This is a genomic window from Bartonella sp. PS17NMGDW, from assembly GCF_042193555.1.
GTDB lineage: Bacteria > Pseudomonadota > Alphaproteobacteria > Rhizobiales > Rhizobiaceae > Bartonella > Bartonella grahamii.
The window spans coordinates 75,988-89,449 of sequence record NZ_JBHILY010000006.1 but is presented as its reverse complement, the minus strand read 5'-3'; the positions used below and the strand labels follow the sequence as shown (position 1 = coordinate 89,449).

Below are 13,462 nucleotides of genomic sequence, written 5' to 3'. Positions count from 1 at the left end.
TATTACAAAAAATTATTTCCGCTCATAAACCACAAAACGTGTCGGATGACTATCTTTTTCTCCTTTTGGAATATCTTGTGTTTCTACAATAGTCCATTTTTCTTTATCAAAAACAGGAAAAAAACTATCCCCTTCTATAGAAGCTAAAACTTCTGTAAGGAATATTTTATCAGCCATATGCAACCCTTGTTGAAAAATTTCACCACCCCCAATAATAAAAACTACATCTGCACCATTTTGAGAAGCCACACTTTTTGCGATAGAACAGGCTTGCGACAAAGAATGAGCAATAACAGCGCCTTCAGCCGTGAATGCGCAATTACGGGTAATAACAATATTTGTACGCCCTGGTAAAGGACGCCCAAGAGAATCCCATGTTTTTCGCCCCATAATAATGGGGTTACCAAAAGTCAAAGCTTTAAAGCGTTGCAAATCCGTGGATAAATGCCAAGGCATCGCACCTTCACGACCTATAACACCATTTTCTGCAACAGCTGCAATTAAACAAACTGGAAAAGTCATACTGCTACCGGTGCCTTAATATGTGGCTGCGCTTCATAATTAAGCAATTCAAAATCCTCAAATTTAAAAGAAAAAAGATCTGTTACCGCTGAATTTATAAGCATCAACGGCAAAGCATTTGGTATACGAGACAGCTGGTATCTCGCCTGTTCAAAATGGTTAGAATAAAGATGAGCGTCACCCAGAGTATGAATAAAGTCTCCCGCTTTAAGTCCGCTTACTTGGGCAATCATCATCGTCAACAACGCATAGGAAGCAATATTAAACGGAACACCTAAGAAAATATCTGCTGAACGCTGATAAAGCTGACAGGATAGCTTCCCATCAGCAACATAAAATTGAAAAAAACAATGACAAGGAGGCAAAGCCATCTCCTCTATCAGTGCGGGGTTCCAAGCAGATACAATTAAGCGACGAGAATCAGGCGTTTCTTTAATCATCGTCAAAAGATGACTGATTTGATCAATCTGCCGTCCATCGGGAGCAGGCCAAGAGCGCCACTGATAACCATAAACAGGACCAAGGTTCCCTTTCTCATCAGCCCACTCATCCCAAATTGACACACCATGTTCCTTCAACCATGCAATATTTGTATCACCCCTCAAAAACCACAAAAGCTCATAAATGATCGAGCGCAAATGCAATTTCTTCGTTGTTAACAGAGGAAAGCCAGCTTGCAAATCAAACCGCATTTGATACCCAAAAATTGATCGTGTCCCCACACCGGTTCGATCTGTACGATCAATGCCGTTATTTAAAACATGCGATAAAAGATCAAGATAGATTTTCATATAAATATTATGGTTGATTCTTAACGTTACAGGAAATAGAAACTTCAAAATTTATAAAAATACAATTCAAAAAAATCCTCCTCCCAAACATCTTTTATAGGAAATCATTATTATACGATTGCATTTTGATGAATCAAATCGTAAATAAATTTTAAAAGAAACAAGTTAGGTATGATCATAAAAGGGATAAATTTATGGAGAATGAACCAACTTTAGCACCACATGATACAAGAAAACGTATCTGGGCTATCGTGTCCAGTGCATCAGGTAATCTAGTAGAATGGTATGACTTTTATGTTTATTCCTTTACGTCCATTTACTTTGCATCACAATTTTTTCCCTCAGATGGCAATGTCGTTACACAACTTTTAAAAGCGGCTGGTGTCTTTGCTATTGGTTTTCTTATGCGCCCAATCGGCGGATGGCTTTTTGGCTTCATTGCCGATCGTTACGGACGCAAACGCTCAATGCTTATCTCAGTTTTTATGATGTGTGGTGGTTCGTTCTTAATCGCCCTACTCCCTACCTATGAAACCATTGGAGTAGCAGCAGGAATTCTTCTACTTTTACTCAGAATGCTTCAAGGGCTTTCTGTCGGTGGTGAATATGGTACAACAGCAACTTATATGAGTGAAATCGCCCTCAAAAATCGCCGAGGATTTTTTAGCTCTTTCCAATACACCACACTGATTGGTGGTCAACTTCTAGCCAGTCTTGTTATATTCATTTTAGCGCTTTATCTCACTGAAGATCAGCTAAAAGCATGGGGCTGGCGTATCCCATTTGCCATTGGTGGACTAGGAGCAATTGTTGCGATTTATCTACGCCGCACGCTCCATGAGACAACGACCAAAGAAAGTCGTTCTAATGCACAAGCTGGTAGTATTAGGGGACTCTTGAGCAACCACCGAAAAGCTTTTTTTCTAGTTATCGGCTTTACCGCTGGAGGATCGCTCACATTCTACACCTATACGACTTACATGCAGAAATATCTGATTACGACCACCGGCTTTGATAAACATACAGCCACAACTGTGATGACTGCTGCACTCTTTGTTTTCATGTTACTTCAACCTGCATTTGGTTTTATGGCTGATAAAATTGGAACAAGAACTTCACTCCTTATTTGGAGTGTCTTATCTATTATCTTTACCATTCCCGGACTTAATGTGATTGGTAGTACTGATAGTACATGGATTGCTTTATCAGTCATTATTGGAATGCTATGCATTATGAGCTTTTATACATCCATCTCTGGCATTGTAAAATCAGAAATGTTTCCCGCTTCAGTACGAGCAATAGGAGTTGGGCTCTCTTATGCTATTGCCAACGCACTGTTTGGCGGTTCTGCTGAATATGTCGCGCTTGGGTTAAAAGATCTTGGATATGAATCTGTCTTCTATTTTTATATAACCGGTATGATGATTATTGCATTCATTTCTGTTCTCTTAATGCCAGATGCCCGGAAAGAGGGTTATCTTCAAGGTGATAGTATCCATTAAATTTTCTAAACTAAATCAAGAATCCCGATTTTTCGGGCTTCTTGATTATGATAATACTGTAAAATCAATTTATAGACATGCCTTTCATATCATAAACATATCTCGTGTCATAAAGGAGAGATATCCTCTTCTTTGATATAAACCATGATGAATAAAGTACCTCATGCCATGACCCTATATTTTTCATGATACCAATAAATCCAGTACACTTAGCTTTAAAACATCAAATCTGCTTTAATTAATATCCTCTTTTCTTTATCAAAAATAAGCAAAACATCGTTTCCTTATTTGTCTAATAATGGACATTAAAGCGCATCTATTATCACCAATCAATCCTCTCTCAACACCCCTTTCTGATCTGAATGATCGATGACACCGTTAAAGACACAATAAAAATCTAAACATATCCTCCTATAAATATGAGCACTGTTTTTGTTCTATGACAAAAATAAAAACTGGAAACATCATGAAAATAAGCCGCTTCCACCCCCTCTTTTTTTAAGAAACATCGCAATACAATTGAATTTTTATGGCTTAAACTGTAAACAACTTTAAAGAGAAGAAAAGTTATAGATCTAAAAGGGGAATACTTCATGAATAATCAAACAACTTTAGATCCACATGATACAAGGAAACGTATTTTTGCTATCATATCCAGTGCATCAGGAAATCTGGTAGAATGGTACGACTTTTATGCTTACTCCTTTGCATCGGTTTATTTTGCATCACAATTTTTTCCTGAAGATGAAGATATCGTTACACAACTTTTAAAAACTGCAGGAATCTTTTTTATTGGCTTTCTTATGCGTCCAATTGGAGCATGGCTCTTTGGATTCATTGCGGATCGTTATGGACGTAAACGCTCAATGCTTATTTCTGTTTTTATGATGTGTGGTGGCTCTTTTCTCATTGCCATACTTCCCACTTATAAAACCTTGGGAATAACAGCAGCATTCCTCCTCCTTTTAGTCCGCATGTTTCAAGGACTTTCCGTTGGCGGTGAATATGGTACAGCAGCAACTTATATGAGCGAAGTTGCACCCAAAAATCGTCGTGGGCTCTTTGCATCTTTTCAATATGCAACAACGATCACAGGTCAACTTCTCGCAAGTTTTATAATATTTATTTTATCCCTTTACCTTACGGAAGATCAGTTAAAAGCGTGGGGATGGCGTATTCCTTTTGTGATTGGTGGCTTTGGAGCAATCGTTGCAATTTATCTGCGTAGTTTGCTCCATGAAACAACAACCCACAAAAGCCGCTCTGAAAAACATGCTGGTAGTCTTCGAGAACTTTTTCGCAATCATAAAAAAGCTTTCTTTTTGGTTGTTGGCTTTACAGCTGGTGGATCACTCACATTTTATACATACACTACTTATATGCAAAAATATCTGATCACAACCACCGGCTTTGATAAACAAACCGCAACAACGATAATGACTGCCGCCCTCTTTATTTTTGTGCTACTCCAACCCCTTTTAGGTTCCATAGCCGATAAAATTGGAGCAAGAGCTTCACTCATTAGTTGGGGGGTATTATCCATTATCTGCACCATCCCTGTACTTAAAATGATCGGTAATGCCCATAATCCATGGACAGCACTCTTAATCATTATTGGAATACTCTGTGTTATGAGTTTTTATACGTCCATTGCTGGTATCATAAAAGCAGAATTGTTCCCAGCCTCAATCCGCGCAATTGGTGTTGGATTTGCTTTTGCCATTGGGAATGCACTATTTGGCGGTTCTGCTGAATATGTAGCGCTTGGATTAAAAAATATGGGATACGAATCTGTTTTCTTTTTTTACATAGTTGGTATGATGGTCATTGCACTCATCTCTATTCTCCTTATGCCCGATATAGATAAAGGAGGATATCTCGATAAAGACAATAAACTTCATTAAACTTATTTTCTGGATAAAAAAGCCCAAGAAATTGGGCTTTTTTTGATCTCCTCTCCACCCTAATAAAGAACGAAAAGTCCGCCCCGCATTCGTCTTACAAACAACACAGTTTCTCTTAAATTGTCTATAGTTACTGCCTTCTTTATGTAATTTACTTGATAAGATTCTATAGGCAAGCCCTATCCTAAATATTTATCACGATATCTAAAAAACACCTTATACGGAAAACCTTATCTGAGCCTTACCTCACCCTCCTAAATGATGATGTGTTATGATACAACAAGATAAGTAAGGACACAAAAATGCCCTTTTACATTATTTAAGCTTTATACAATGTCTTCAGTTTTTAGGCTTTCTGCTCATAAAGACCATCTCTTCTATGATCTTCCCGTATGCCAATAATTGCATTCTTCTCATAAAGTTTAAAGGTATCTTGATCTACTTTTCAATGTTCTCTCCCTTTAAATGCAACGTGATAACTTTTTATTCTATAACACAAGTAAAAATCTTAAAACGAATGACAACCTGACTCTAATAAATCATCTTAAAGAGTTTCCCTAAGAATTATTATAATACAATTGAATTTTTCTGGAAATCATAAACAATTAGGTTTAGAAAATATAAACTATAAATACAAAAGGGGAACAATTCATGAAAAATGAAACAACTTCAGCATCACAGGATGCAAGAAAACGCGTTTTTGCTATTATAGCAAGCGCATCAGGAAATCTCGTAGAATGGTATGATTTTTACGTTTACTCATTTGCATCGATTTATTTTGCATCACAATTCTTTCCCTCCGATGGTGATACGATTACGCCACTGTTAAAAACCGCGGGTGTTTTTTTTATTGGCTTTCTTATGCGCCCTATTGGAGCTTGGTTTTTAGGATTTGTCGCCGATCGTTATGGACGTAAACGCTCGATGCTTATATCCATTTTTATGATGTGTGGTGGCTCTTTTTTCATCGCCATACTTCCCACCTATGAAACCTTAGGAATAACATCAGCAATCCTTTTACTTTTAGCTCGGATGATGCAAGGACTTTCAGCGGGTGGTGAATATGGTACAGCAGCCACTTATATGAGCGAAGTTGCCCTCAAAAAACATCGTGGGCTTTTTGCTTCTTTCCAATCTGCCACCCTTATTACAGGTCAACTTCTTGCTAGCTTCATTATATTTATTCTAGCATCTTATCTCTCTGAAGATCAGTTAAAAGCATGGGGATGGCGCATTCCTTTTGTGATTGGTGGTTTCGGGGCAGTGATTGCGATTTATCTGCGTCGTTCTCTCCACGAAACAACCACGAAAGAAAGCCGCTCTCACAAACACTCTGGCAGTCTTAAGGAACTTCTCACCAAGCATACAAAAGCCGTTGTCGTAATTGCATGCTTTGCATCAGGAGGATCACTCACATTTTACACCTTTACAACTTATATGCAAAAATATCTGATCACAACCACCGGCTTTGATAAACATACCGCAACAACGATTATGACAGCTGTACTATTTATTTTTATCCTATTCCAACCCATAGCTGGTATCATAGCCGATAAAATTGGAACAAAAACTTTACTTATCATTTGGAGTATACTCTCTGTCATCTTTACATTTCCTGGACTCTGGATAATCGGTAATACGCATAGTATATGGGTTGCCTTTTCCGTCATTATTGGCTTGCTCTTCATTATGAGCATGTATACATCCATCTCTGGTGTCGTAAAATCAGCAATGTTTCCCTCTTCAATACGCGCATTAGGCGTTAGCATCTCTCATGCCATTGGCAACGCCTTATTTGGTGGTTCTGCTGAATACGTTGCGCTTGGATTAAAAAAGTATGGTCATGAATCACTCTTTTATTTTTATATAACCGTTGTGATGATCATGGCATTCATTGCTCTTCTCTTTGTCCCGAGTATGCGTAAAGGGGGATACCTCCAAGAGGATGAAAAACATTAAACCTTTTTATCAACGAAAAAGCCCAAGAAATTGGGCTTTTTTATCATTATCACAAATTTAATATTGTTTAAATTTTATGAAGTGCATTAAGGTGCTTAGCAACTAGATAATAAAAAGTCATACGACTTTTTCTACGCTCTCCAGACATCATTTCAGCCACTTTTGAGACAGCCATTTTAGCACTCTTCTCATCAGCTTCTAAAACATCTTGAACCCATTTTTCAACCTGCTCTAACTCTTTTGGATCCGATGTAGCAACAAGTGATGCATCTTGTTTTTTCATCACCAAAGCTAAACGACGGCTAAGTCGTTCTATTGCTGCTTCATCGGGATTTGAATCATATAATTTAATATCTGCTAGATTATTTGTCATTTTGCATCATCTCCTCTCCAAAAATCAGCGGACTATACTTTACAGCCGCGTCATATAGCTCCATAAATAATTAGAGCATTAAAAATATTAACAACCCCCCCTTTTCCTAAGACTGTTCTTCATCTATATTTAAAGAGCTGGTTTACCAGCTATGGTAATAAATGGACAATGAAATAAACTCATTGGACCCGGGGGCGGTACCCGGCGCCTCCACCAAAATATAAGAGGCCAAAATTATATTTTGGTGGGGGCGAAATAGGATCGACAAGGGCGTAAAGATTGCTCTTTTACTCGGCATAGTACCACCGTTATCGGACTAAATGAGTAGTTGCAAATGACAACTATGCGGAAGCACGTCTCGCTGCTTAATGCAGTGCGAATGTTTCAATTTAAGTCTTAAACCATCGCAGGTTTAAGCGGGGTTCGGAGGCACCTGGCAACAGAAGCCTTCACTTTTTTAAATGTTATTGATTGATCTTTCAGACATTATCAGACATTATTTACCATAGAGTTTCGTATTTATTCGATTTATTGAGGTGCATCGTAGACAAAATATTGCTAATTTTAAAACGTATTCTATCACACAATATCAATACGCCCCGTTCTGCTACGTGAAATAAAAGGAATAAACTTCGATGGTTAAAGATCAAATCCGTTACGATATTCTCGTTCAGGATGCGCTTCGTGGAGTTATCCGTAAAGTTTTATCGGAAGTTAGCAAAGCAGGTCTTCCGGGAAATCATCATTTTTTTATAACTTTTTTGACGAATGCCCCAGGCGTTAAAATTTCTCCTCGGCTAAAAAATCGCTATCCCGAGCAAATGACAATCGTTTTACAACATCAGTTTAGAGATCTCAGTGTTTCAGAAACAGCTTTCGAAGTAACCCTCTCCTTCAGGGAAATAACCGAAAAGCTCGTGATTCCTTTTACTTCCATTCAGGTCTTTTATGATCCTATAGCAGCATTTGAAGCAGCATTTGATCTGCCCTCAAATCCTGCCTCTGGAGAAAGTGAAAATTCAGAAAATACCTCAACTACGCCCATTACCTTATCAAACACACAAAAAAAAGAAAATACGCTTACAAAAGAACAAAATTTCAGTACAAATAAAGAATCTTCAAATAACGATACAAAACAAAGTGCTGATGTTGTCTCTTTAGACTCTTTTCGGAAAAAGTAAATTTTTTCATGACTGAATTGATTAATCTTCGCCAATTTCGAAAACAAAAAAAACGTACAGAAAAATCTCTTCGTGCTGAGCAAAATCGTTATCGTTTTGGACGAACAAAAACTGAAAAATTTTTTGAGCAACAAAAATCTTTAAAAACGCAAAAATTTCTTGATCAAAATCGTTTACGAAACGACGAATAAAGGTGGAAAAATGCACGAAAATAATTCTATCGATTGGTCAAAAGTCATTCCACGAAAGATATCTGTTCGCGTTGATGGACACGCAACAAGCGTCTCTTTAGAACCACCATTTTTAGATATTCTAAAAGATATAGCCCGCAAAAAAGGACAATCTTTAGCCTTTATTATCACTGATATTGATAGCAAAAGACCACAACAAGTCAATCTTTCGGCTTCCTTACGCGTTTATGCCCTTCAAAGCGTTCTCACCCAACGCCTTTAATGTTTATGCTTATTTTTTACGTTCTCTTTTTGTTTATTCAACTGAAGCTGTTGTGACTTTTTTAAGAGAAGTTTTTTTAATCTAGAACTTCAATGAAAAAAAGACTACAAAAGAGATATAATGAGTAATTTTTCTGATCACAACATACCTTTCTTTGAAGAAGATTCCCCTCCAGACCATGATAAGAAGAGCTCTGGTTTTTTCTCCCATACTCTAAAAGAACAAAAATCATATAACACGGACTATTTAGAACAACTCAATCCAGAACAGCAACAAGCTGTTATGAATACTGAGGGAGCTCTTTTAGTTCTTGCGGGTGCAGGTACAGGAAAAACGCGCGTTTTAACAACCCGTATTTCTCACATTTTACGCTCTGGACTTGCCTCTCCTCAGCAAATACTTGCTGTCACTTTCACCAACAAAGCAGCACGTGAAATGAAAATACGTATTGGTGAACTTATTGGAGAAATTGTTGAAGGTATGCCTTGGCTTGGAACTTTTCACTCCACTGGTGCTAAAATTTTACGCCGTCACGCAGAGCTTGTTGGTTTAAAAAGAAACTTTACAATTCTTGATAGCGATGATGTTCTTCGACTTTTAAAACAGCTTATTCAAGCTCAGGGACTAGACGATAAGCGTTGGCCCGCACGAAACCTTGCCACGATGATTGATTCTTGGAAAAATCAAGGACTTTCACCAGAACATATCTCAAAAAGTGATTCTCATTCCTTTGGCAACGGCATGGGACGCGAACTTTATCACAGTTATCAAAATCGATTAAAAGATCTTAATGCTTGTGATTTTGGCGATCTTCTGCTTCATTCTATCTCTATCTTCCAACATAATCCAGATATTCTTCGCGAATATCATTCTCAATTTCGCTATATTCTTGTCGATGAATATCAAGATACAAATACAGCACAATATCTTTGGCTTCGCCTTTTGGCACAACATCCCCAAGGTCAACATGTTAATCTTTGTTGTGTTGGCGATGATGATCAATCCATTTATGGATGGCGTGGTGCAAAAGTCGAGAATATATTACGTTTTGAAAAAGATTTTCCTTCTGCCAAAATTATTCGTCTAGAACGCAATTATCGCTCAACATCCCATATTCTTAAAACCGCCTCCCATCTCATTGCTCATAATGAAGAAAGACTGGGCAAAGTCCTTTTTTCTGCACAAATAAAGAATGAGGAAGAAAAAGTAAAAGTTCATTCAGCATGGGATTCGCAAGAAGAGGCCCGAGCCATCGGAGAAGAAATTGAACAAGCACAACAAACAGGTCATGCATTAAATCATATGGCTATATTGGTGCGTGCATCATTCCAAATGCGTGAATTTGAAGATCGCTTTGTAACGCTTGGTCTTAACTACCGCGTCATTGGTGGTCCTCGTTTTTATGAACGAATGGAAATACGTGATGCTATGGCTTATTTACGCGTTGTTGTCCAACCTGCTGATGATTTAGCTTTTGAGCGTGTTATTAATACACCGAAACGCGGCATAGGCGATGCAACCCTGCGCATTCTTTATGAGAGTGCGCGAGCACGTGCTGTTCCTCTCTTTTCCGCGGCCGCTGACATCATTGAAACAGATGAGTTAAAGCCTAAGGCACGCAGTGCGTTACGAAGCCTTATTGAAAACTTCCGCCGCTGGCAAAATATGCTTCAAGACACTCCTCATAAAGAACTTGCCGAGATTATCCTTGATGATTCTGGTTATACAACCATGTGGTTAGAAGATCGCTCACCAGAGGCTCCTACACGTCTAGAAAATCTTAAAGAAATGATCCGTTCCATGGAACAATTTGAAAATCTTCAAAGTTTTTTGGAACATGTTGCACTGGTTATGGATGCTGAAAACAATGAAAATACCGATGCGGTCAACATCATGACACTTCATTCAGCCAAAGGGCTTGAATTTGAAACAGTTTTTCTTCCTGGCTGGGAAGAAGGACTTTTTCCCCATCAGCGCTCATTAGATGAAGGTGGACGTTCAGGATTAGAAGAAGAACGGCGTCTTGCTTATGTTGGACTTACAAGAGCAAAAAAACACCTGCATATATGGTTTGTATCTAATCGTAGAATTCATGGACTTTGGCAACCTGCTCTCCCCTCCCGTTTTCTAGATGAATTACCAGCAAAACATATAGAAGTTGTAGAAATGGAAACATCCTATGGTGGTTATGGAAAATCTTCCTTTCAACATCACGACTTCTGTTATACTGACTATGCAACAGCAAGACAAAAGCGTTCACAAAAAAACAAAACGGTTGAAGGGAAAATTATCACTCAATCAATCTCTCATGAATCATCAGATTTTTCTATCAATGATCGGATTTTTCACATAAAATTTGGTTATGGTCATATTACAGCAATAGACGATCATAAATTGACAATAATGTTTGAAAAAGCCGGAGAAAAGCGTGTACTGGATAATTTTGTAAACAAAGCTTGACTAAAAGCAAACTACATCAGTTTTTTCAAGAGACCATTTTGTTTTATTCTGATTATCATTTCCATTTGCGAACAAAGACTTCAATGGGTAAATTTTGCATATCAGGCAATGCGTCGTAAATTTTATCAAGCGACCAATCCCACCAAGCCATCTCTAAAAGGCACTCAATCACATGATCGGGAAAACGCATCCGCAAGCGTTTAGCAGGAACACCAGCGACAACCGCATAAGGCATAACATCTTTCGTTATAACAGCGTTAGCACCAATAATTGCTCCATGTCCAACTTTCACCCCAGGCATAATAACCGCGCCATGTCCAATCCACACATCATGCCCGATAATAACACGTTTTGCACAACGCCTTTCGCGAAAAGAACGATCAAGTGCCATATAACGAAAATATTCATTAGGACGATAGGTTATTTTATGCGTTGAAACGCGTTCCATAGGATGCTCCAACGCATTCATCCGTACATGAGATGCAATAGAACAAAAACGCCCAATATTGCTATAAATAGCCTCACTATTACGTTCTAAATAAGAAAAATCTCCAACGGTTACATCCCGTAAACTCACCCGTTCATTAATTTCCACATAGCGCCCTAATTTACAACCATGCAGCCGTGCTGTCGTATGGATACGAGGCTCACTTTCATGAAGTCGAAGATCGTTCTCAATATTCATGCATCCCTCACCAATGTTTCATCAATAGATATGGAAAGACATACCAATCAAGCCAATAAAATCAACCATGAAACAGAGATTGCAAAACAAACCTGCCGATGTTACAATTTCGTGATCTATCTAAGAGAGTCAAACTATGAAAAATGTAATACGCATCTTGGGGCTGACAATCATATTTCTTGCAGGTATTTTTATTTATGATGCGCTGACAAATAAGCCTTTAGGTGATAATTTTACACTCACTGATTCTAATGGAAGAAATATCACTGAGGCTGATATTCGAAGCAAGCCCTCAATAGTTTTTTTCGGCTTCACTATGTGTCCTGAAATCTGCCCTACGACATTGATGAATCTTGATCGATGGCTTACAGCCCTTGGACCCAATGCCGATAAATTAGGCATATGGTTTGTGACTGTTGATCCTGAACGTGATACACCAGAAGTGCTCCATGAATATCTCAGTAATTTTAACAATAAAATCATTGGGATCAGTGGAGATCCTGATAAAGTTCATAAAATGGTCAATTCCTTTAACATCGTTGCTGAAAAAGTCCCTGGAACAGATGGAAACTATACATATAACCATACAGCAGCAATTTTTTTACTCAAAAAAGGTGGAAAATTAGCTGGCGTTATCCGTTATGACACGAAAGAAAGCGATAGCGAATTAAAAGATGAAATCGCCATTGAACGGTTAAAAAAACTCATCTTAAACTAAAAAAAGCCGATCAAAAGAAAGAACAGTATGTCGCAACAAATTCGCCTCTATTATACTGCTTCTAAAAATGAAGCAGAACGGTTCTATACCCTTATAGACACAGCCTTTGACGAAGAAAGTTATCCTCTTGCTCTTACAGAGATAGATGAACAAAATGCTGTATATGAACTTTCACTCTATGTAGACCAAGAAAACTACGAGCATATTTCGAAACATTTTGCTCAAATCCTTTCTATAGATCCTGATAAAATTAATATGGAAGTTTTACCCAACATTGATTGGGTACAAAAAAGCCTTGAAGGACTAAAACCTGTGCATGCTGGACCTTTTTTTCTTCATGGAAGCCATAATAGAGGCGACATTCCATCCAATGTTTTGCCTATTGAAATTGAAGCAAATCAAGCCTTCGGTACAGGACATCATGGAACAACAGCAGGTTGTTTAGAAATGATTGCCAAAGTGATGAAACACGAAAATCCCCAAAATGCACTTGATCTCGGTACTGGGAGCGGTGTACTAGCCATTGGCATAGCAATGCTCAAACCAATTACTGTTCTTGCATCCGATATTGATCCTGTCGCTATTCAAGTTGCACAACACAATATCGAATTCAATGGCGTAAAAAAATATATCACAGCTATTACAGCAACAGGTTTTGCCCATGATGCGATTGCATCACGAGCCCCTTTTGATCTCATCGTTGCCAATATCCTTGCTAATCCGCTTATTGAACTTGCGCAAGAAGTGGTAAAAGCACTTCAAAAAGGGGGATCACTTATACTCTCTGGAATTCTTGAAGAACAACATGCCCATGTTTTGGAGACTTATATAAAACAAGGACTGAAGCACATCGAAACATACCACCGGCAAGGATGGGTTACGATACATCTAAAATAAAAGAAAAGGACGTCGTT

The 13,462-nt window shown here is 38.2% G+C and carries 13 protein-coding genes and 1 other RNA gene; 10 read left to right on the top strand and 4 right to left on the bottom strand.

Features of this window, described 5'->3' with window-relative positions; genetic code table 11:
* Positions 1 to 12 precede the first annotated feature (12 nt).
* Together ACFIJK_RS05640 and ACFIJK_RS05635 are read right to left on the bottom strand one after the other, a co-directional pair.
* The gene (locus ACFIJK_RS05640) at positions 13 to 522 is read right to left on the bottom strand and encodes a dihydrofolate reductase (RefSeq protein ID WP_375626087.1); all 510 of its coding nucleotides are present in this window, start codon (positions 520 to 522) and stop codon (positions 13 to 15) included.
* Entirely contained in the window at positions 519 to 1,313 is a 795-nt protein-coding gene (locus tag ACFIJK_RS05635) for a thymidylate synthase (RefSeq protein WP_375627102.1), read from the bottom strand. Before ACFIJK_RS05635 ends, ACFIJK_RS05640 begins: the two co-directional genes overlap by 4 nt.
* A 194-nt stretch (positions 1,314 to 1,507) precedes the next feature.
* On the opposite strand from ACFIJK_RS05635, the gene ACFIJK_RS05630 reads away from it, so the two are divergent.
* The 3 genes from ACFIJK_RS05630 (at position 1,508) to ACFIJK_RS05620 (ending at position 6,678) form a co-directional block, all read left to right on the top strand.
* Positions 1,508 to 2,815 (top strand): MFS family transporter, encoded by a 1,308-nt coding sequence (locus ACFIJK_RS05630; protein ID WP_375626091.1) that lies wholly within the window; start codon positions 1,508 to 1,510, stop codon positions 2,813 to 2,815.
* A gap of 593 nt (positions 2,816 to 3,408) precedes the next feature.
* Positions 3,409 to 4,719, top strand: a complete 1,311-nt coding sequence (locus ACFIJK_RS05625; protein WP_375627100.1) for an MFS family transporter — start codon at positions 3,409 to 3,411, stop codon at positions 4,717 to 4,719.
* Between the two features lie 651 nt (positions 4,720 to 5,370).
* Positions 5,371 to 6,678 (top strand): MFS transporter, encoded by a 1,308-nt coding sequence (locus ACFIJK_RS05620; RefSeq protein ID WP_273790760.1) that lies wholly within the window; start codon positions 5,371 to 5,373, stop codon positions 6,676 to 6,678.
* 67 nt (positions 6,679 to 6,745) lie between these two features.
* Here ACFIJK_RS05620 and ACFIJK_RS05615 read toward each other — a convergent pair whose 3' ends face one another.
* Positions 6,746 to 7,051, bottom strand: a complete 306-nt coding sequence (locus ACFIJK_RS05615) for a DUF2853 family protein (RefSeq protein WP_375627097.1) — start codon at positions 7,049 to 7,051, stop codon at positions 6,746 to 6,748.
* A 97-nt stretch (positions 7,052 to 7,148) separates the two neighbouring features.
* Between ACFIJK_RS05615 and ssrA the strand changes: the two genes are divergently transcribed.
* The 5 genes from ssrA to ACFIJK_RS05590 all read left to right on the top strand — a co-directional run bounded on the left by ssrA (position 7,149) and on the right by ACFIJK_RS05590 (position 11,145).
* Positions 7,149 to 7,505: a transfer-messenger RNA gene (gene ssrA / locus ACFIJK_RS05610) on the top strand.
* Positions 7,506 to 7,686: 181 nt separating this feature from the next.
* Positions 7,687 to 8,232, top strand: coding sequence for an SspB family protein (locus ACFIJK_RS05605; protein ID WP_375626097.1), 546 nt, complete (start codon positions 7,687 to 7,689; stop codon positions 8,230 to 8,232).
* An 8-nt stretch (positions 8,233 to 8,240) separates the two neighbouring features.
* Positions 8,241 to 8,423, top strand: a complete 183-nt coding sequence (locus ACFIJK_RS05600; protein ID WP_273788068.1) for a DUF4169 family protein — start codon at positions 8,241 to 8,243, stop codon at positions 8,421 to 8,423.
* A 10-nt stretch (positions 8,424 to 8,433) separates the two neighbouring features.
* Entirely contained in the window at positions 8,434 to 8,685 is a 252-nt protein-coding gene (locus ACFIJK_RS05595) for a ribbon-helix-helix domain-containing protein (protein ID WP_273788067.1), read from the top strand.
* Positions 8,686 to 8,805: 120 nt separating this feature from the next.
* Positions 8,806 to 11,145 carry an ATP-dependent helicase gene (locus tag ACFIJK_RS05590; RefSeq protein WP_375627094.1) on the top strand — a complete coding sequence of 780 codons (2,340 nt, stop codon included), beginning with the start codon at positions 8,806 to 8,808 and terminating at the stop codon, positions 11,143 to 11,145.
* A 55-nt stretch (positions 11,146 to 11,200) separates the two neighbouring features.
* Here ACFIJK_RS05590 and ACFIJK_RS05585 read toward each other — a convergent pair whose 3' ends face one another.
* Complete coding sequence (locus tag ACFIJK_RS05585; protein ID WP_375627092.1) at positions 11,201 to 11,830, bottom strand: DapH/DapD/GlmU-related protein; 630 nt, start codon at positions 11,828 to 11,830, stop codon at positions 11,201 to 11,203.
* 136 nt (positions 11,831 to 11,966) lie between these two features.
* Between ACFIJK_RS05585 and ACFIJK_RS05580 the strand changes: the two genes are divergently transcribed.
* Both ACFIJK_RS05580 and ACFIJK_RS05575 read left to right on the top strand, forming a co-directional pair.
* Entirely contained in the window at positions 11,967 to 12,548 is a 582-nt protein-coding gene (locus ACFIJK_RS05580; protein ID WP_375626103.1) for an SCO family protein, read from the top strand.
* Positions 12,549 to 12,575: 27 nt separating this feature from the next.
* Positions 12,576 to 13,445, top strand: coding sequence for a 50S ribosomal protein L11 methyltransferase (locus tag ACFIJK_RS05575; protein WP_375626105.1), 870 nt, complete (start codon positions 12,576 to 12,578; stop codon positions 13,443 to 13,445).
* Positions 13,446 to 13,462: the final 17 nt, after the last annotated feature.